The organism is Pseudoalteromonas sp. APC 3224, from assembly GCF_030407535.1.
Lineage (GTDB): Bacteria > Pseudomonadota > Gammaproteobacteria > Enterobacterales > Alteromonadaceae > Pseudoalteromonas.
This window is the reverse complement of sequence record NZ_JASDDF010000034.1, coordinates 16869-35881: the sequence shown is the minus strand read 5'-3', so window position 1 is coordinate 35881 and position 19013 is coordinate 16869. Positions and strand designations below refer to the sequence as shown.

At 39.3% G+C, this 19013-nt stretch carries 23 protein-coding genes; 16 read left to right on the top strand and 7 right to left on the bottom strand.

The window, feature by feature from the left end; translation table 11 throughout:
- Positions 1-17 precede the first annotated feature (17 nt).
- Positions 18-1565 (bottom strand): capsule assembly Wzi family protein, encoded by a 1548-nt coding sequence (locus QL989_RS15340; protein ID WP_290171005.1) that lies wholly within the window; start codon positions 1563-1565, stop codon positions 18-20.
- Positions 1566-1755: 190 nt separating this feature from the next.
- On the opposite strand from QL989_RS15340, the gene QL989_RS15335 reads away from it, so the two are divergent.
- Together QL989_RS15335 and QL989_RS15330 are read left to right on the top strand one after the other, a co-directional pair.
- Entirely contained in the window at positions 1756-2829 is a 1074-nt protein-coding gene (locus QL989_RS15335; protein ID WP_290171004.1) for a glycosyltransferase family 1 protein, read from the top strand.
- Complete coding sequence (locus QL989_RS15330) at positions 2826-3911, top strand: glycosyltransferase (RefSeq protein WP_075170699.1); 1086 nt, start codon at positions 2826-2828, stop codon at positions 3909-3911. The genes QL989_RS15335 and QL989_RS15330 overlap by 4 nt, the downstream gene beginning before the upstream one ends.
- On the opposite strand, the gene QL989_RS15325 is transcribed toward QL989_RS15330, so the two are convergent.
- Complete coding sequence (locus QL989_RS15325) at positions 3908-4636, bottom strand: 3-deoxy-D-manno-octulosonic acid kinase (protein ID WP_054201975.1); 729 nt, start codon at positions 4634-4636, stop codon at positions 3908-3910. The two genes, QL989_RS15330 and QL989_RS15325, sit on opposite strands and share 4 nt — an antisense overlap.
- A 123-nt stretch (positions 4637-4759) precedes the next feature.
- Between QL989_RS15325 and QL989_RS15320 the strand changes: the two genes are divergently transcribed.
- The 6 genes from QL989_RS15320 to glpG all read left to right on the top strand — a co-directional run bounded on the left by QL989_RS15320 (position 4760) and on the right by glpG (position 10026).
- Positions 4760-5821 (top strand): glycosyltransferase family 9 protein, encoded by a 1062-nt coding sequence (locus QL989_RS15320; RefSeq protein WP_290171003.1) that lies wholly within the window; start codon positions 4760-4762, stop codon positions 5819-5821.
- Positions 5818-6387 carry a D-glycero-beta-D-manno-heptose 1,7-bisphosphate 7-phosphatase gene (gene gmhB / locus QL989_RS15315; RefSeq protein ID WP_054201977.1) on the top strand — a complete coding sequence of 190 codons (570 nt, stop codon included), beginning with the start codon at positions 5818-5820 and terminating at the stop codon, positions 6385-6387. The genes QL989_RS15320 and gmhB overlap by 4 nt, the downstream gene beginning before the upstream one ends.
- A 163-nt stretch (positions 6388-6550) precedes the next feature.
- Positions 6551-7747 (top strand): glycine C-acetyltransferase, encoded by a 1197-nt coding sequence (locus QL989_RS15310; protein WP_054201978.1) that lies wholly within the window; start codon positions 6551-6553, stop codon positions 7745-7747.
- 52 nt (positions 7748-7799) lie between these two features.
- On the top strand, positions 7800-8825 hold the full coding sequence (gene tdh / locus QL989_RS15305) for an L-threonine 3-dehydrogenase (protein ID WP_010390995.1): 1026 nt from the start codon (positions 7800-7802) through the stop codon (positions 8823-8825).
- Positions 8826-8890: 65 nt separating this feature from the next.
- Positions 8891-9208 carry a thiosulfate sulfurtransferase GlpE gene (gene glpE / locus QL989_RS15300; RefSeq protein ID WP_010390998.1) on the top strand — a complete coding sequence of 106 codons (318 nt, stop codon included), beginning with the start codon at positions 8891-8893 and terminating at the stop codon, positions 9206-9208.
- Positions 9205-10026, top strand: coding sequence for a rhomboid family intramembrane serine protease GlpG (gene glpG / locus QL989_RS15295; protein ID WP_008115595.1), 822 nt, complete (start codon positions 9205-9207; stop codon positions 10024-10026). Before glpE ends, glpG begins: the two co-directional genes overlap by 4 nt.
- Here the strand turns inward: glpG and QL989_RS15290 are convergent.
- A complete protein-coding gene (locus QL989_RS15290) occupies positions 10023-10421 on the bottom strand; it encodes a flagellar basal body-associated protein FliL (protein ID WP_008115596.1) in 399 nt (132 codons plus the stop codon). The two genes, glpG and QL989_RS15290, sit on opposite strands and share 4 nt — an antisense overlap.
- A 248-nt stretch (positions 10422-10669) precedes the next feature.
- Here QL989_RS15290 and QL989_RS15285 point away from each other — a divergent pair, with 248 nt between their 5' ends.
- Together QL989_RS15285 and ubiA are read left to right on the top strand one after the other, a co-directional pair.
- Positions 10670-11215, top strand: coding sequence for a chorismate lyase (locus QL989_RS15285; RefSeq protein WP_138594076.1), 546 nt, complete (start codon positions 10670-10672; stop codon positions 11213-11215).
- Positions 11212-12090: a 4-hydroxybenzoate octaprenyltransferase gene (gene ubiA / locus QL989_RS15280; RefSeq protein WP_290170998.1), complete on the top strand. Its 879-nt coding sequence runs from the start codon at positions 11212-11214 to the stop codon at positions 12088-12090. The genes QL989_RS15285 and ubiA overlap by 4 nt, the downstream gene beginning before the upstream one ends.
- On the opposite strand, the gene QL989_RS15275 is transcribed toward ubiA, so the two are convergent.
- The 3 genes from QL989_RS15275 to QL989_RS15265 all read right to left on the bottom strand — a co-directional run bounded on the left by QL989_RS15275 (position 12087) and on the right by QL989_RS15265 (position 14373).
- On the bottom strand, positions 12087-12707 hold the full coding sequence (locus tag QL989_RS15275) for a 2OG-Fe(II) oxygenase (protein WP_290170996.1): 621 nt from the start codon (positions 12705-12707) through the stop codon (positions 12087-12089). The two genes, ubiA and QL989_RS15275, sit on opposite strands and share 4 nt — an antisense overlap.
- 94 nt (positions 12708-12801) lie before the next feature.
- On the bottom strand, positions 12802-13680 hold the full coding sequence (locus QL989_RS15270) for a LysR family transcriptional regulator (RefSeq protein ID WP_138605089.1): 879 nt from the start codon (positions 13678-13680) through the stop codon (positions 12802-12804).
- A gap of 243 nt (positions 13681-13923) precedes the next feature.
- Positions 13924-14373: a DUF2721 domain-containing protein gene (locus tag QL989_RS15265; RefSeq protein ID WP_290170995.1), complete on the bottom strand. Its 450-nt coding sequence runs from the start codon at positions 14371-14373 to the stop codon at positions 13924-13926.
- A gap of 75 nt (positions 14374-14448) precedes the next feature.
- On the opposite strand from QL989_RS15265, the gene QL989_RS15260 reads away from it, so the two are divergent.
- The 3 genes from QL989_RS15260 to tsaD are packed head-to-tail and all read left to right on the top strand — an operon-like array spanning position 14449 to position 16443.
- On the top strand, positions 14449-14811 hold the full coding sequence (locus QL989_RS15260) for a DUF2007 domain-containing protein (RefSeq protein ID WP_010391010.1): 363 nt from the start codon (positions 14449-14451) through the stop codon (positions 14809-14811).
- Positions 14795-15385 carry a YjaG family protein gene (locus QL989_RS15255; protein ID WP_008115608.1) on the top strand — a complete coding sequence of 197 codons (591 nt, stop codon included), beginning with the start codon at positions 14795-14797 and terminating at the stop codon, positions 15383-15385. The genes QL989_RS15260 and QL989_RS15255 overlap by 17 nt, the downstream gene beginning before the upstream one ends.
- Before the next feature lie 44 nt (positions 15386-15429).
- Positions 15430-16443: a tRNA (adenosine(37)-N6)-threonylcarbamoyltransferase complex transferase subunit TsaD gene (tsaD, locus tag QL989_RS15250; protein WP_008115610.1), complete on the top strand. Its 1014-nt coding sequence runs from the start codon at positions 15430-15432 to the stop codon at positions 16441-16443.
- Positions 16444-16466: 23 nt separating this feature from the next.
- On the opposite strand, the gene plsY is transcribed toward tsaD, so the two are convergent.
- A complete protein-coding gene (plsY, locus tag QL989_RS15245) occupies positions 16467-17072 on the bottom strand; it encodes a glycerol-3-phosphate 1-O-acyltransferase PlsY (protein WP_010391012.1) in 606 nt (201 codons plus the stop codon).
- Positions 17073-17279: 207 nt separating this feature from the next.
- Between plsY and folB the strand changes: the two genes are divergently transcribed.
- The 3 genes from folB to QL989_RS15230 are packed head-to-tail and all read left to right on the top strand — an operon-like array spanning position 17280 to position 18925.
- On the top strand, positions 17280-17639 hold the full coding sequence (gene folB, locus QL989_RS15240) for a dihydroneopterin aldolase (RefSeq protein WP_178955301.1): 360 nt from the start codon (positions 17280-17282) through the stop codon (positions 17637-17639).
- A complete protein-coding gene (gene folK, locus QL989_RS15235) occupies positions 17640-18128 on the top strand; it encodes a 2-amino-4-hydroxy-6-hydroxymethyldihydropteridine diphosphokinase (protein ID WP_075170695.1) in 489 nt (162 codons plus the stop codon).
- Positions 18125-18925, top strand: a complete 801-nt coding sequence (locus QL989_RS15230; RefSeq protein ID WP_290170992.1) for an undecaprenyl-diphosphate phosphatase — start codon at positions 18125-18127, stop codon at positions 18923-18925. The genes folK and QL989_RS15230 overlap by 4 nt, the downstream gene beginning before the upstream one ends.
- Positions 18926-19013: the final 88 nt, after the last annotated feature.

The following is a 19013-nucleotide window of genomic DNA, read 5'->3' as shown; positions in this document are numbered from 1 at the left end:
TTTTAATGCTTGCAAAACTAAAAGTTATATTCGAACTTTGCAAATGCAGACGTATCGTTTTCTGCTCCATCGTTATTAGAGGCAAGTCCGCCAAGGGTTAAGCGCCCCCCCATGGCAAGCATTCTGTAACGTACTTCAAGCTGTTTAGAGCTAAATGCTGTTTTGGTAATCGAGTTACCTAAGTCTGGGTTATTTGGGTATCTATCACGGTTGTCGCTGTTGTAGTCTACATCACGTAATTTTACTTGCCAGTCAGTTCCGCTTGAGAGTTGCCCAAGTACGGTTAACACTAGCGATTGCGCATCATTATCATAGGTAGAGCCGATAGGGCGACCATGGTAACGATACCCTGAATTATAAATACTGTGCTCATAGAAGCAGTTTTCAGTTGCTGATGTGGCAGAACACGCTACGCCGGTATCAGTGTATTCTAGGTTAAATAAAATATTCTGATTATAAATACGAGTCGTAGTTTGTATTCCACCAAGATAGCCTCTGTCTACTGGCTTAATGCCGCCACTGGTATCTTCACCAATCGTGCTTGCATATACCGCATAAGGTTGATTAAACAAAGTGTCAGACCAACGAATATCAAAGCCCGCGAGTTGATTACCCAAGCGAGTTATAAGCTCACCATCACAATCATTGGTACCATCAACACATTCACCTCCGCCGGTTATTAAATCAAAAAAATCGCCTGCTGAACTGGGTTGTCCCTTGCCAGCCCATTGTGCTGACCAACTAAAGCCAATTTCTAATTGTTGAATTGGACGAAGATTTAAACGAGTACTCCATAATAATGCATCAGGTACAACTCGGGTTGACTCAAGCTTAGCCATTTGTGCTGTAAAGCTCCACTGACCAATCCAGCTAAGCCAAGGCGTTTCGAACGCGCTACTTTGTTCTCGGCTGAGGCTTATTGCGGGAAGTGGCTTTGAATTACCAGACATAATTAAGCTGTTATCAACACCTGGGCCCCAAAATTGCTCAACGGCACCTGCTCTTATAATCCAATTACCCATACGATAAGCTAAATAGCTGTCATCTAAAGAGGTATCATTACAGTCTGCTAGTACTTGCTCATTTTTGGCTATATCGTCAGTTGTTTTGCCATTGACTAAACAGTTTTTGCCATCACTGCGATGATTAAGCGCAACTTTAGCCGCAAAGTTATGTCCTAGATAAGCATAAGCTGCTGTTAATTCAGACTCTTGAGTATTTGTTGCCCCAAAGCTAGTAACGGCTATTGGATCTGAGTTGGCGGAAGCTGAAAGTTGTACACTATGAGAACCACTATTTTCTGACTTATAACGATGTTTCACACGCAATAACGCATCCTGCAGGCGAGGAGGTAATTGTTCTAACGAAGTATTGTTTACATCATTAATAAAGCTTTTCCACATTAATGGGTACGTTGTTACTGGCGCTAAAATTATACCTGCATCGGCAAGCTGTTGTATATCAGCTCTAAGACCATAGTCATCAGGCTTTACCCAGGGTTCAGCATTCACGGTTGTGGTTACGGCACAAAAAAGTGAAGAGAGTATAAAAATTTTGTTTCGCAAAGCTCAGATCCTTGTGATTTAAATTGCGGCTAAGTCTAGCAATCTACGCCTTTTATTGCAGTAATTAAATCAACTCATTAAACAAAGATTAGCTAAAAAATATTACTCTGGAACAGATTAAAACACTGTAGCTCTATCGTAAAAAAGGTGGCGTTGATATACTCGCTGCAAAGGAAAAGCAGAGATAGTAATGAGCAACAAACGACTTTTATTTATTCCCGTGTCATCGCCAGAAGGTATTGGTGAATATATGCGCTCGTTACAGCTAGCTCAAACCTTAAAGGCTGAGTATGGCAAGCAGTTAGATATTCATTTTATTTTAAATAAACATACGGCTTATGCTAAAAACTGCCCATTCCCTACCTTATTGTTAAATCAATCGGCAACAAAAGAAAATACGCACGTATGTCAGTTTATTAAGCAATACAAACCAGATGCGGTGCTATTTGATTGTGCAGGACGCGCTGAGCAAATGAAAGCTGCAAAAAAAGTGGGTGCTAAAGTTGTTTTTATTTCACAGCATGCAAAAAAGCGAGCAAAAGGTTTAAAGCTTAATAGAGCGGGCCTTATTGATACTCATTGGGTGGTTCAGCCTGATTACTGTATTGAACCTCTTTCGTGGTATGAAAAGCTAAAATTGAGCATGCTGCCCCTGGCTCACCCTGCTAATGTTGGGCCGTTTACAGTGTTTGCATCAGCACAGCAAAAATCCGATGCACTAACCCGTTATCACTTGAAAGAGAAAGAATTCTTTATTGTTAACGCGGGCTCTGGTGGGCATACAGTTAATGGCGTGAATTGCGCAGATTTATATTTTCAAGCAGGGCTTATTATTGCTAAGCAAACAGGCTTGAAAGGTGTTGTGGTATTTGGTCCTAATTACACTAAGTCGTTACCTAAAAGCGATGAGTTAATTTGTTTGCCAAGCCAAGAGGGGAGTGAATTTTTAGCCTTACTAAGTCAGGCTAAGGTGGCATTATTAAGCGCGGGCGATACTTTACTTCAAGCCATTGCTTTACAAACTCCAACGATAGCATGTGCTATTTCAAAAGATCAAAATGAGCGAGTTGTTCGTTGTGCGAGTACCGGTGTTGTTAAAGAGGCTAAGCTTGATATTTTAAATATTACCCAAAAAATAAAAGAGCTACTTTTTGAGCCAAATTATAATAATACAGTTAGCCAATACGAGTCGCTAGAAAATGTGCATAGCTTTGATGTTATAACCAAAGGAGTACAAGCGTTGTTAACAGGAAGTAAGCTATGAATATTGTTATTGTAATTGACTCCCTCGTTGGTGGTGGCGCTGAAAAAGTAATGCTTACTTTGGCGCAGGAAATGGTATCAAAAGCCCACAATGTGACTATTTTGTCATTGGCGCAAAATATTGAATATGACATTCCAAACACCTTATCTGTTGAAAGTTTATTTTCAGGTCGAGCAACAAAAGTTGATCGATTTTGGCAGATAAAAAAGAATGTTAAAGTATTAGAGACATGGTTTGAGCAAAAGTTACTTCAACTTGGTTCTATTGATTTAGTACTTTCTAATTTAGATCGTAGTAATAACTTATTAGCAAAAAGTAAAATAGAAAATATCCATTTTGTTGTTCATAACTCAGTTAATGCAGAGCTCGCTAGGCAAAAAAAACTAGGTCCACTTTCATATATATATCTTAAAAAAAGCAAACAAAATTTAAATGGGAAGTCTTTGATCTGTGTTTCCAAAGGAGTTGAAGAAGAAATAAAGCAAGGCAACTTAATTAGTCCAAGTGCTATAACGACTATTTATAACCCATTCAACTTTAAAGAAATTTATGAGCAAGCTAATGAATCAAATATTAATATACCAGATACACCTTACTTGATTCATGTGGGGCGTTTAGCTAAACAAAAACGCCATGATATTTTATTTTCTGCATTTGCCAAATTAGATAAAAAATATAAATTGGTATTGTTATGTAACAAAAAAGAAAAGGCATTAAAGTTGGCTAAAGAATATGGTATCGAAAGTCGGCTTATTGTTCCGGGGTTTGTACAAAACCCATACAACTGGATAAATCAGGCGAAAGCTTTATTGTTAAGCTCAGACTTTGAAGGCTTTGGTAATGTGTTAGTCGAGGCTTTGGCTGTAGGAACACCAGTTGTCAGTACTGAGTGTCCTCATGGTCCAAGTGAAATACTTACAGGTGAGTTAAGCAAATATTTAGTACCAATTGGTCAAAGCGAAGAGCTTGCACTGGCAGTTAAGCAAGTGCTCGCAGATAACCCAAATGTAGGCAAAGCAGCTATTTTAGAAAAAGTGTGTGCCGATAGAGTAACAGAGCAATACTTAGCATTAGCAAACTAGTTTTTATTAGTTAACCCGTCACGATAGTGTTTATCTAAACGCTGCCAATCGTTTTGCTGCCAATGAAAGTTGCTATTGCGGCTTTGCTCTTTTAAAAAGGAGCGCTGTAAGCGAGACATATTGCTTTGTTGCCATTTTTTATGGGGAACTTTTATTTCGCCACGGTCAAAGTCGATAATGTAAACGTCACCAGAGTCATCAAATAAAATATTATTAATATTTAAATCAGCGTGATAAACCCCTTTACTATGAAATTGGGCAATAGTTTGCGCTATTTTTTTTATCTCAGCTTCACTCAATGTGCGTTCAATCAGTATATCTAATATACTTTTAGCGCCGCTTACCGCTTCAGTAATAATATCACCTCGGTAAATAAAACCATGTCGGCTCACTTTAGCGGCAATGGGCTTTGGTACATTTAAACCTAACTCTATTAATTGCGTCATTAAGCTAAATTCTTGATAAACACGGGTATGCTCAAGTCCCCAATATAAATATTGGTCACTAAGTAGCTTGCCTATGAAGCCGCCACGCCAATAATGGCGTAACACAGCCGTTAAATCTGCGTGTTTAAAAAACCAAGCAGTTGCACGCCCTTTTTTAGCCCCGACAATTTTTTGCTGTTGTTGCCAGAAATCGGGGTCAAACCAATCTAACTCTATTTCGGTGCTATATTGAGGGTGGCTTAAAATGACATGGTTATTTTTGATGTGTTGATTAAACATAGCTCATAGGATTCGCTTTAATATGTGCATATATTAACGTGTTTTCAGGCTAAGGATAAGTACTTGCAATGACGCGATTATAATTTAAGATCGGGTTTTATTATTTTACTCCCAAGGAAACGTGTGACTTCAGCGCCTACTTACACTTCAATTTGTATTTTACGTCTTTCTGCTATTGGTGATGTATGCCATGCAGTGAGTGCGGTACAAGCAATTCAAAAAGCGCATCCAAATGCTAAGATCACTTGGGTGATAGGGAAGGTCGAGGCGATGTTGTTAGCTGACTTACCAGGCGTTGAGCTTGTTGTATTTGATAAAAAACAAGGGAAAACGGCACTAAAACAGTTAAAGCAAACCTTCAAAGGGCAGTGTTTTGACGTTCTACTTAATATGCAAGTGGCTTTAAGAGCTGGTTTTGTCGCTCGCTGTATTCCTGCCAAAGTTAAAATTGGTTTTGACTGGGCTCGCTCAAAAGAGCTGCATAGTTTATTTATTAATAAACGCATTAAAGCCCAATCTCAGGCACATGTTTTAGAGGGGTTTAAAGGCTTTGCTCAAGCGATTGGTGTTGATGATTATGTCCCTGTTTGGAATATGCCCTACACCGACAAAGATCAAGCTAAAGCTGATGAGCTGTTAGGTGACGATTATTTATCACATAAGCTATTCGTTATTTCGCCAGCAGCAAGTAAAGCACAGCGTAACTGGTTAGCCGAACGCTATGCCGCGCTTGCGAATTATGCACATACACAGGGGTTTAAAATAGTATTAACTGGTGGACCGACGGAACTGGAAATTAATTTAGCAAATAACATCATTAAACACAGTGATTCACCCATTCTGAACTTGGTGGGTAAAACAAAACTCAAAGAATTATTGTGCGTACTTAAGCGTGCAGACTTAGTACTTGCGCCCGATACAGGCCCAGCTCATATGGCGGTGACTGTGGGCACGCCTGTTATTGGCTTATATGCGCATTCAAACCCAGCGCGAACGGGGCCTTATTTATACCAAGATTACGTGGTTGAGGTTTATCACCAAAACTTATTAAAGCAAACAGGTAAAATCGCCGAGCAATTACCTTGGGGTACTCGGGTTAAAGGCGATGATTTAATGAGTCAAATAACCACGGATGCAGTAAAAGAAATGTTTGACCATGTTATTAAAAAAGAGTCGTTATTATGAATGATAAACACATAAATAAGGCGCTTTTTTTAGACCGTGATGGTGTAGTAAATGTTGACCATGGCTATGTATTTAAAAGCGAAGAGTTTGAATTTATAGATGGTGTGTTTTCAACGTGTAAAGCATTTTATGACGCGGGCTATAAAATAATTGTTGTAACTAACCAATCAGGTATTGGTCGAGGTTATTACTCAGAAGCCGATTTTTTTGCCCTTAACATATGGATGAAAGCGCAGTTTAGTCATCATCAAATTGAAATTACTGATGTTTATTTTTGTCCTCATCACCCTAAAAATGCATTGCCAGCGTATTTAACAGATTGCGATTGCAGAAAACCAGCGCCTGGTATGTTGCTGCAAGGAATAAAAGATCATCATATCGACCCTGCACTTAGTGTGATGGTGGGAGACAAACGAGGTGATATGCAAGCTGCTATTAGTGCCAATATACGCACTAAAGTGCTAGTTCGTTCGGGGCAAACGTTTGACGAGCAAGCCGCAAAATCTGCAGACTATGTTTGTGACTCAATCAAGGAACTTCCTGTTTTGCTTGCTGATCTCATTTAATATATATCTCATGCCTGTAAACTGGCAGCTTTTCCTGCCAATTAGCTAATTTGCGACGAATGACAAACAGTGCAATTTGGCGCTTAAACTTTTACAATACCCCCATTATAAATAGCAGCAACGCGTCTGCTGTTTAACCCGTTCAACCAAATGGAGATCACAGATGAGAGCATCTGCTTTTTTTAGCCAATTACAACAGCAAATTGAAGACGTTAAAGCTGAAGGTTTGTACAAAAATGAACGTGTTATCACTTCACAGCAGCAAGCTCAAATTGAAGTGGCATCAGGCGATAAAGTTATTAATTTTTGTGCTAACAACTACTTAGGTTTAGCTAACAGCCCAGAACTAATTGCAGCTGCCCAACAAGGCTTAGATGACCATGGCTTTGGTGTTGCCTCAGTGCGTTTTATTTGTGGTACCCAAGATATTCATAAAACGCTTGAGAAAAAAATCAGTCAATTTTTAGAAACTGAAGACACCATTTTGTACTCATCATGCTTTGATGCGAATACGGGCTTGTTTGAAACTATTTTAGGTGCAGACGATGCGATTATTTCTGATTCATTAAACCATGCATCTATTATTGATGGCGTGCGTTTATGTAAAGCAAAACGTTTCCGTTATGCAAATAACGATATGGCAGATTTAGAAAAGCAATTAATTGCAGCCGATGAAGCCGGTGCTAAAACTAAACTAATTGCTACTGATGGCGTGTTCTCAATGGATGGCGTTATTTGTAATTTAGAAGCAGTGTGTGATTTAGCCGACAAATATGACGCGCTTGTTATGGTTGATGATTCACATGCCGTTGGTTTTGTTGGCGAAAACGGTAAAGGTACACCTGAGTACTGTAATGTACTCGACCGTGTTGATATTATTACTGGTACCTTAGGCAAAGCGCTTGGTGGAGCCTCTGGTGGTTATACCTCAGGTAAAAAAGAAATTGTTGAGTGGCTTCGTCAACGTTCACGTCCATACTTATTCTCAAACTCATTAGCGCCTTCAATTGTAACGGCATCAATCAAAGTGTTAGAAATGCTTGAAAATGGCGGTGAGCTTCGCGCTAAGCTATGGTCAAATGCTAAATACTTCCGCGAGCAAATGGAAGCGGCAGGTTTTACCTGTGCAGGTAAAGATCATGCGATTATTCCAGTGATGCTAGGGGATGCAAAAGTAGCGTCACTTATGGCTGATAAGCTATTGGCTGAAGGGATTTATGTAACTGGCTTTTCATTCCCTGTTGTACCAAAAGGTCAGGCGCGTATTCGTACCCAAATTTCTGCAGCGCACAGCAAGGAACAGCTTGATATAGCCATTGCAGCCTTTACCCGTATTGGTAAAGAGATTGGTGTTATTTAATTTTCTTGTTAAATCGCGGCTAAAGTCGCGATTTTTTAATTGAGTGTGGATTATGAAAGCATTATCAAAGTTAAAAGCAGAGCCAGGCATTTGGATGACAGATGCACCAAAGCCTGAAGTAGGCCATAACGATCTGTTAATTAAGATTCGTAAAACGGCTATTTGTGGCACCGATGTTCATATTTATAAGTGGGATGAGTGGGCACAAAATACCATTCCTACGCCTATGGTGGTTGGCCACGAATACGTGGGTGAAGTAATTGACATGGGCCAAGAAGTTCGCGGTTTCGAAGTTGGCGACCGTGTATCTGGTGAAGGTCATATAACCTGTGGTCATTGTCGTAACTGCCGTGCTGGACGTGTTCATTTATGCCGTAATACAACCGGTGTAGGTGTTAACCGCGAAGGTGCATTTGCTGAGTACCTAGTGATCCCAGCATTTAACGCGTTTAAAATCCCAGATAACATTAGCGATGAACTGGCCTCTATTTTTGACCCGTTTGGTAATGCTGTACATACTGCATTATCGTTTGACTTAGTGGGTGAGGATGTATTAATCACTGGTGCAGGCCCTATTGGTATTATGGCCGCGGCTGTAGCCAAACATGTAGGTGCACGCCATGTGGTTATCACCGACGTAAATGAATACCGCCTAGACTTAGCACGTAAAATGGGCGCAACGCGTGCTGTAAACGTTGCGAATGAAAAGCTTGAAGATGTAGCTAAAGAGCTAGGTATGACCGAAGGCTTTGACATTGGCTTAGAGATGTCAGGTGTTCCGAGTGCATTTAATGCCATGCTAAATAACATGAATCATGGCGGCAAAATTGCCATGTTAGGTATTCCACCTTCAGATATGGCGGTCGATTGGAATCAAGTTATTTTTAAAGGCTTAGTGATCAAAGGTATTTACGGTCGTGAGATGTTTGAAACTTGGTATAAAATGGCTAGCTTGATTCAATCAGGGCTTGATTTAAAACCAATTATTACTCATCAGTATTCAATTGATGACTTCCAAGCTGGCTTTGATATGATGATTTCAGGCCAATCGGGTAAAGTAATTCTTAACTGGGATTAATTATCCCCTGTTAAGAGAATTAAAGGCGGCATTTGTCGCCTTTTTTGTAATTATAAGAGAGTACTATGGCATTTAAACATATATCAATCGCACAAACCCTCGAACTACTAGACAAAGAAGATGTGGTGATTGCCGATATTCGCGATCCTAATTCGTATCAGACAGGGCACATTCCTGGCTCTGAAGCGCTTTCAAATGCAAATATCGCCCAATTTATGATGGAAAAAGAGTTTGACCAGCCGATTATTATTGTTTGTTATCACGGCATGAGTTCACAAGGTGCTGCCAGCTACTTAGTAGAGCAAGGCTTTGAAGATGTTTACAGTATGGATGGTGGTTTTACTGCGTGGGAAGCCGCTTACAAGGATAAAGTAGCACGATGATAGAGCTTGGTAGCCTAACTAATCCCCGCGCTGCACAGGGCTTTATAGATTACCTAAAAAGCCAAGGGCTTACAGGGCAAATTCGTACTGAGGATGGCCATACGCTTGTTATTAGTGTGGCACCTGAAGACTTTCATGCAGTGCAGCCTTTATGGAACGAATTTGCTAAAAACCCTAATCATGAGCGTTACCAACAAGCATCATGGCAAGTAGGTACTACGCAGTCACCGTTAAAGTATCAAGGGCAGTCACTTAATTTAGTCGCTCGTTTTAAAGCCTTAAGCTGGCTTAATCAAGGTGTTAGTATTCTCAGCATTATTGTTTATGTTGCCTTTTTATTTGGTGCGTTTGAGCCTATTTATATGGCGTTGCAGTTCAACCCTGCGTCACCACTTACCTGGTTAACACCTGCTATTGTGCATTTTAGCGCTATGCATATTGTGTTTAACTTAATCTGGTGGGTATCGCTGGGTGATAACATTGAAAAGCAATGCGGTAAGTCGAGTTTAATCGGGCTGTTTTTAGTTACCGCTTTAATAAGTAATTGGGCACAGTACTTAATGGTCGGTCCTAACTTTGGTGGGCTTAGCGGTGTTGTATATGGGTTGTTAGGCTTTTGTTGGATTTACAGCGCACTTAATCCTAAACAGCCTGCACTGGTTACAACCGCGATTGTTGGTTTTATGCTGGTATGGTTAGTACTTGGTTTTGCAGATGTATTATTTGTTGGAATGGCTAATTGGGCACACTTAGGTGGGCTTATTAGCGGTATGGCTTTTGCCTATACCGCTCAGCTTTTTAAAACAAAAAGCGGCTAATGATATAAATATTTAGTAAATAACAGGTCTCGGATTATTTCTTGGCCTGTTTCTTCCTTAAGTAAGCTTTTTAGTTTTTCTGCGCTTTTAAGGCGAATTTGCTCACGCCCTGTTAAAGACTTTATTTTGTTTTCAGGCTCTTTTGATAATATCTCTACTAGCGCATCACGTAATAGAGGGGTGTGGTGTTCTACAATGGCAATATCGGATGTTTTATTTAACATTAAATCTACCGTGACACGAACGTAACCCATTTTTTTACTTGATGGACCAATGTAATTGGTAATAATGTCTGGCTCAAACCCAAAATAACCCACAGTAGACTCAGCACGTGCTGATAAGCTAGTTAGGCTGACTAAAAGAATAAAAAGGCCTGTAAATACTGTTTTTTTCATTTCAAAAGCGTTTCCGTAAACTAATTACAAATAGTTTATACTTATTAGTAAATAAGATACAGCAAGATGCTGTTATTTGTTGTGTTTGTAAAAGTACTCTGGATTCAAGTTTGGGGTAGGCAATAGCGAGAGTCAAATGCTGATTAGCTTTTTATGACACAGGATGTGCTTGGTATTGAGTAAATCGCGCTTTTTCAAATTCGTTGGCAATGTTATGATCTCTCTGATTTATTTCAAGTAGAGTTATTGTGATTACTTTTCCTCTTTCTTTATCTGCTGATTGGCAGAGTACCGCTCAAGTCACTGGCTTATCTAACGCTGAAAAAGAGTGGTTATTTGAACCGCATTCTTTAACGGCTAAATTAAAAAGTCAGTCTCAGCGTTTTGCTGTAAAAGTGTTGAGTGAGCAAAAAGTAGACCTTTCTCAATCACAGCAAACGCTATTAAGTAAGCAGGTAAGTACAGTACTTAACCGTGAAGTGTTACTGTTGTGTGATGAACAACCGATTGTTTATGCTCAAAGTTGGTTGCCAGTAACAAGCAATAATACAAACAATCAGCTGCACAATATGGGAGAACGCCCGTTAGGTGATGTAATCTTTCAAGATCCTGCGTTAAGGCGTACTGATATTGAAATTGCTCGCTTTGATGGTAATCACTCATTGCAATCACTGGTGAGCGAACTTAATTTACCGAATCGCTCTTTACTGGGCAGACGCAGCGTATTTTCTTTACATAACTATCAATTTTTGGTCTGTGAGGTTTTTTTACCAGGAGCTTACTTATACTCATGAAACTAGCCGCTTTGTCTGTTAATCATATGCCCCATTACATCCAGTTAATGCGAATTGATAAGCCCATAGGCACTTTATTGCTACTTTGGCCAACTTATTGGGCACTGTGGATAGCGAATGATGGCTTGCCTAGCTTAACAAATTTTATTGTGTTCACCCTTGGGGTAATAGTTATGCGTAGCGCAGGGTGCGTTATCAATGACTTTGCAGATAGAAAAATTGATGGCTCAGTAAAGCGTACTTGTCAGCGGCCGCTAGCGACCGGAGCGGTAAGTAGTGGCGAAGCCATTAGTTTGTTTTTATTACTCGTTGTCATCGCTTTTTTATTAGTATTACTGCTTAATACCAATACTATTTTGTTATCGTTTGGTGCACTTGGATTAGCGTTTTGTTATCCCTTTATGAAACGTTACACACAACTTCCTCAAGTTGTATTGGGTGCGGCTTTTGGTTGGGCAATCCCTATGGCTTTTATGGCATCAATAAACTCTCTACCCGTGCAGGCATGGTTGCTATTTATTGCCAATATTTGCTGGACGGTGGCTTACGACACTATGTACGCAATGGTTGATAGAGACGATGATTTAAAAATAGGAGTAAAATCAACCGCTATTTTATTCGCCAGTTATGACCGCCATATTATAGCGCTACTTAACTTTAGCTTTTTTGCGTTGATGGTTTTAATTGGGTTGATGAATCAAATAGGATTTAGTTTTTGGTTGGGATTAGCTATTGCAGCAATGTTACTTGTGTATCAACAGCGTTTGATTCATTTACGCCAGCGAGATAATTGTTTTAAAGCATTTTTAAATAACCATTACGTAGGACTGGCTATTTTTATTGGTTTATTATTTTCTTACCCCGTTTTTGCTTAACGGGGTGGGTCGATAATGCCACTAATTGACGCGTTTTTTCTGAACCAACCAGCAATCGAATAGCGGTTATCAACAGCAGGAAGTACTTCATGTACAAAGCGTTCGCTTTCAAATAATACCAAAGTGCCTGCCGTGGGTTTTATTACTATTTCTATGCATTTACTTTTAGGCTTGTAAATAACTAGCTCTCCACCTTTCTCTGGAGAGTTCAAATATAATACGGTAGTAAAAACACGGTTTGAACGACCTTTAAATGCATCTACATGTTTTTTATAAAAATCACCTTGCGTATATTTTGCATAGTGACATTCATAATCAAACAAACCCATAAAGAAACTTCGATTAAGCGTATTACGAACTGCTTCCATTACTTGCTGGTAGCCAAGTTGTGCATTTGAACTGCCATCAAACCAATAGGTTTTGTCTTTACGAACTGTATTATCAATTTGCAAGTTATTTAATCGACCAATACCAGCAAGGCTAAAGTGGGGATTTATTCTGTAGCAATCTGCCATTAAATCAAAGATTAGGTCACTATCAATGGCGTTTTCAATAATGGCATAACCATGCGTTTCAATCTGCTCTAGATAAATTCCAGAAGCTGTAAAGTTGTTCATTAACGCTAGTCATAATAGTAGGGAGCGTTAGTTTAATGTAAAAAAACTTTAAAGCTACAAATTTATCGCGTTCACCAAAGCGCATGGTGTAATGTTATGCTTTTGATACTTTATTTATTAGCGAGAGTAAGTGATCAACATGCTCACCCGCTTCTATTTGCTGGCTGGTTTGCACAATAAGTTGCTCATGGCTAATATCGTTATTAGTTTTAAGTTGAATCAAATTTTGATTTTCTGCCACAGAGCTGGTGTGTTCAATACCGGCAATCGCAAAATGGTCTGATTTTTCAAGTCCAGCCATGACCTGCTCAATACTGCCCACTTTAATAGTTGATACTTTATTTAATGAGTCTACTACTTCATTAAGCATTGATTGCACTTGTTTTGACTGTGAAAAACAACTGAACATTGGATAACTTTCGAGTTCTTTTTTACTAATATCGCTTTTATTTGCTAAAGGATGTTGTTTTGAACAAAATAAAATAAGCTGATCAGGTAATTGTATGTCGCTACCAATGCTATTGACTATTTGCGAGCATACACTAATGTCAATTTCCCCTTGAAGTAATTTTCTATGAAGCTCAGTTTTGTTTTGTAGCTGCATTTCGATTTTAACATGCGGGTATTGGCTTAAAAATTCACCGCAGGTAATTGGTACTATGCTGCTAGTTGTTGTGGTGTAACCAATAACCAGTTTTTTCTCTTCAGTGCCATTAATTGACTGAAAAGCACGATGTTTTATTTGTTCTAGCTCATTGAGGGTATTTTTTGCAAAGTCGAGGAAAAGTTCGCCTGCTTGAGTTAATTTAACCGAGCGAGTAGAGCGAGTAACAAGCTCATAGCCAAGCTCTGTTTCAAGAGTTTGAATACTTCGAGTTAACGCCGATGTGCTAATTTGAGTTTGTTCTGCAGCTTGCCTAAAATGACGAAGTAGGCCAAGCGCTACAAATTGTTCTAATTGTTCAAATCTCACTATATAGTCCTTTTTTATAGGTAAGCTAGGGGAATTACAGATTAAATACTGACTTTATATCCCTATAGTTCAGTTGAAGTAATGTTTTTAACCACCTCATTAGATTAACTTTCTTTTTGCCTTATTTAAAGAGAATAGTTGCTAAAAATTGTTATACCTTTGGGTAATGTTAAGTAACTGTTGGGTTTTATCATTAGCCTAATTTGTGCAATTTTATAACCGTTTTCTTAGAATTTCGGTTTGTTAATTACTGTTTTTGCTTTTAGAGTTGGGCTCAATAAAATTTTTACTTACTCGGTTACTTAAAGGCTTACTTTCAATGTTTTGCAATTCAATTTCTATGGCATCACAAGAGATGTGAATTTCAAATAAGGAGGTGAGTAAAGACAAGCTTAAGCAACTTAAACTGACACCAAATAAAATAATGCCCGTGGTATTAAACTCTATAAATAATGCGAACATAGATAGCGTACATAATAAAAAAGCAGCCACTCCGTATACTTGCATGGTTCTTATTAATTTTATTCGCTTTCTAAGGTTGGTTATTTGCGCCACCACAACAGGACGAATAGATTCCCCTTCACGTGCATTCAGTTCTCGTATTAGTTGCGCTAGCACTAAAAATCGGTTTGTATAGGCGAGTAACAACAACGAGATTGCTGGAAAAAGTAAACCTGGAGTAGTTAGCGTCATAATGTGTCCTTAAATCATATTATTTGCTTTAGGTTACGCAGGCAAATTGTACACATAAAGTAAATGAGGTGGATATTGCAAAATATTAATAATAGCGATTCAAATATAACATCATTTGATTGGGTTACGCTTTATAACGCAGAAAATAGTTTAGAGGCCAATATTATAAAAGGATTGATTCTTAATGCGGGAATTGAGTGTCAAATTAAAGGTGAAATGCTGCAAGGTGCAATGGGCGAGATCCCGTTTGAGCAAACACAAGTAAGTGTGCAGGTTTATGCGATAAAAGAGCGCCATGCACGCGAAATATTGGTAAACTATCAGCAAGTAAAACAATCCGCTCCAGATTGGGTGTGCCCTAACTGTAATGAGCATAATGGATCAACATTTGATTTTTGTTGGTCATGTGGGACTTTAAAGAATGACAAAAGCGAATAATTTTCAGCGTATTAGAGAGTTAAATTACCTGCAAAAAGCGGTATTGGCCAGTGCGTTAATAGAGCGTATGTTGCCTAATTATGGACTATTTAGTGAGGCTACCGGTTTTGGCGATGAGGTTATTTTACGTAATGCTTTAAATGTATGTTGGGAAAAGATACTGCTTCCTAAAAGTAAGATTGATTTAGAAAAGCAAGTCGAAAAAATAGAGCCGAATGTACCTGAACTTGCTGATTTTGATATGTTTGGCACTTACCCTGCCATTGACGCTGCCACCTCATTATTGAGCTTAATGCATGGCCTTTTAGCACAAGACGAGCAAGAATTTGTTAATGTGAGTAAAATATCGCAGGCAACTGTGGCTCGCTTTATTGAGTATCAGATGACGGTTGAAGGAGATGTTGCTGATAATAAAGCAGTACGTGAACACCCACTAATGCAATACGAAATAGAGGTATTAGGTGAACTAATTGATTTTGTAGAAGCTATGGGGCGTATTACTGCTGAAAATGTAAAAGCATTGAAAAAGCATGTCCTTGCTGATGGCCAAACTAACATTGGTTTAGCACTTTAAGTTATTTGTTTTAAACACCTTGTTAGGTGGCAGGAGAATTAACAATGCGAATTTTAGGCATTGAATCATCATGCGATGAAACTGGTATTGCTATTTATGATGATGAAAAAGGGCTACTGGCTCATCAATTATATAGCCAAGTAAAAGTACATGCTGATTACGGTGGTGTGGTACCTGAGCTTGCATCTCGCGATCATGTACGTAAAACATTGCCGCTTATCGATGCGGCATTTGCACAAGCTGGCTGTGGACCTGAAGATTTAGACGGTATTGCCTACACGGCAGGACCAGGTTTAGTAGGGGCTTTGTTAGTAGGTACCTCAATTGGTCGCTCTTTAGCGTATGGTTGGGATATTCCTGCGGTGGCAGTGCATCACATGGAAGGGCATTTATTAGCGCCAATGCTTGAGGAAAACGTTCCCGAATTTCCATTTATTGCTTTACTCGTATCTGGCGGTCATACCATGATGGTAAAGGTTGCGGGCATTGGCCAATACGAAGTATTGGGTGAGTCGGTAGATGACGCTGCAGGTGAAGCATTTGATAAAACGGCTAAATTACTTGGGCTTGATTACCCTGGCGGTCCTCGTTTAGCTAAAATGGCTGAGCAAGGCGTTGCCAAACGATTTGTTTTTCCGCGCCCGATGACAGATAAGCCTGGTCTTGATTTTAGCTTTAGTGGCTTAAAAACCGCCGCTTCGATTGCTATTCGTGAAAATGATAGTGACGAGCAAACTAAAGCAGATATCGCCCATGCATTTCAAACAGCCGTTATAGATACTTTAGTGATTAAGTGTAAGCGAGCACTAAAACAAACGGGTATTAAACGTTTAGTAATAGCCGGTGGTGTAAGTGCTAATACGCAACTACGTTTGCAACTAGAGCGTGTGATGCAAGGTATGAAGGGCGAAGTGTATTACCCACGCACTGAGTTTTGTACCGACAATGGCGCAATGATTGCTTATGCTGGTATGCAGCGTTTAAAAGCGGGGCAGTTTGCTACGCTTGATATGAAAACTAAACCGCGCTGGCCAATCGATAGCCTAGAAGCAATATAGTTAACCAGAACCTAGGTTAGTTATTACTTCTTATCATTTGTAGGGGCTTGTTTAGTCCCTACTTTTGGTTCTTCACCTTTAAATAAACGCACAATATTAGTGCGATGCCTAATAATGATCAGTAGCGTAATAAAGGTCACTGGTAAGGTATATAACGGCTTTATCCACCATGTATATAAAGGTGCTAGCGTCACAGCTACTAACGCTGCAAGGGATGAGTAGCGGGTAATCGCGACAATAATCAGCCAAGTACCAATCAATAACCCACCTAAAGAGAGCCCTATCGGCAGTAACGAGCCAAATGCTGTTGCGACCGCTTTCCCTCCTTTAAAACTAAAAAATAATGGGTACATGTGCCCTAAGCATGCTGCAACCGCAATTAAACCGAGCTCTAGCGGCTCAAGTTTTAAAAAGTAAGCGCCCCAAACAGGGATAGTGCCCTTTAAAATATCAAATATTAAAACTAAGCATGCGGGGAGAGCGCCGCCTAAACGGTAAACATTGGTTGCTCCTGGGTTATTGGAGCCATTTGTGCGTGGATCGGGAAGTTTGAATAGCCGCGACACTAAAATGGCCGATGAAATCGAGCCGAGCAAATAGGCTAATACAAACATTAAAATGACTAACACGCGCTTCCTTATTTTTTAATCATTACTTTTAAGCTATTATTGGCGTCAAAATTTACGGGTTTCTTAAATTACTCGCAATTTTGTAATTATTCTATTGTAGAAGTAATTTTAGTATATTTAAACACTGATTAAAGTATATACAGTATTAATTTGATTGATACAATATGTAATTAACTCAGTGACTTGTTACAGTCATTTGGAGTATCAATGGACAAGGTATTTATATCACAATTGCATGTCGAAACGATTATCGGGGTGTATGATTTTGAAAAGAAAAGTAAACAAAGCCTATACTTTGATATTGAAATGCTAAGCGACATTAAGCCCGCAGCACAAAACGACGATATAAACTTAGCATTAGATTACGCTAAGGTGAGTGAGCGTGTTATCGAGCACAGTACGGCTAAACCAGTCGAGCTTTTAGAAACGCTGGTGGAGCAATTAGCGCAAATAATCTTAACCGAATTTAATACTCCACAAGTAACGATAAGAGTTAGCAAGCCTGCTGCAGTTTCACAAGCGCAAACTGTGGGTGTAGAGATTACGCGCATCAAGGCTACGGCTTAAATGGCGCAGATATTTATTAGCCTTGGTTCAAACATTAACAAGGCAGAGCATATTCGGCGTGCTCTAGTGGCGTTAAATCAGCACTTTGAAAACACACATCACTCATCAGTATTTGAAAGTGAAGCTGTGGGTTTTGCCGGTAATAACTTTTATAACTCAGTACTTGCAGCCACCACTAACATGGCGCTTGTTGATGTTTGCGCGTTATTAAAACAAATTGAACGCGACAATGGTCGCCAAGCAAATGATAAAAAGTTTAGCCCACGTACACTGGATCTCGATTTACTCTTTTATGATGATGTAATTTGCGAGAGCCCAGCACAATTACCGCGTGACGAAATTACTAAAAATGCCTTTGTCTTGCAGCCTTTAGCTGAGGTGGCCCCTGATTTTTATCATCCGGTAGCAAAACAAACGATTGCCCAAATATGGAATGCATATAATAACCCTCAACAAAAGCTATGGAAGGTGGAGTTTTCTAACCCATGAGTATTATAGAAATAATTGTTTTAGCCCTAATTCAGGGATTTACTGAGTTTTTACCTATATCGAGTTCGGCACACTTAATTTTACCATCACAAATTTTAGGCTGGGAGGATCAAGGGTTAGCGTTCGATGTTGCTGTTCACGTAGGCACTTTAATTGCGGTTGTTATTTATTTCCGTAAAGAAGTAGCCGATATACTCGGTGCTTGGTTTAAATCGTTTCGCGTGCAGGGCACAACAGATGATAGCAAACTAGGTTGGTGGATCATTTTAGGTACTGTGCCAGCAGCTATTTTAGGCTTGTTATTAAAAGATTTTGTTGAACTGTACTTACGCAGTGCATGGGTGATTGCGACCACAACAATCGTATTTGGTCTATTGCTTTGGTACGCCGATGTCAAAGGTAAGCAAATAAAAACAATTTATCAGCTAAACTGGAAAACGGCCCTCATTATTGGCTTTGCACAAGCCGTTGCAATGATCCCTGGCACTTCACGTTCAGGTATTACCATGACAGCGGGTTTAATGTTAGGTATGAACAAACAAAGTGCAGCGCGCTTTTCGTTTTTATTAGCTATTCCAATCATTTCAATGATGGGTCTTTATTATACTGCAGAGCTTGCCCTTGGCGATCATATCGTAGATTGGACGGCATTATTGTTAGGTGTAGTGCTGTCGTTTTTATCAGCTTATGCTTGTATTTTTATGTTTTTAAAAGTGATTGAGCGAATGGGAATGCTACCATTTGTTATTTATCGTTTATTATTAGGTGTCGGTTTAATATTCTTTTTAATGCTATAAGTTATTAATCTTCAGGAAAGCCTCTCACTTTGGGAGGCTTTTTTATTTGCGCCAAGGGTTAATGGTAACTTAAGCTAAATTTTGGCAT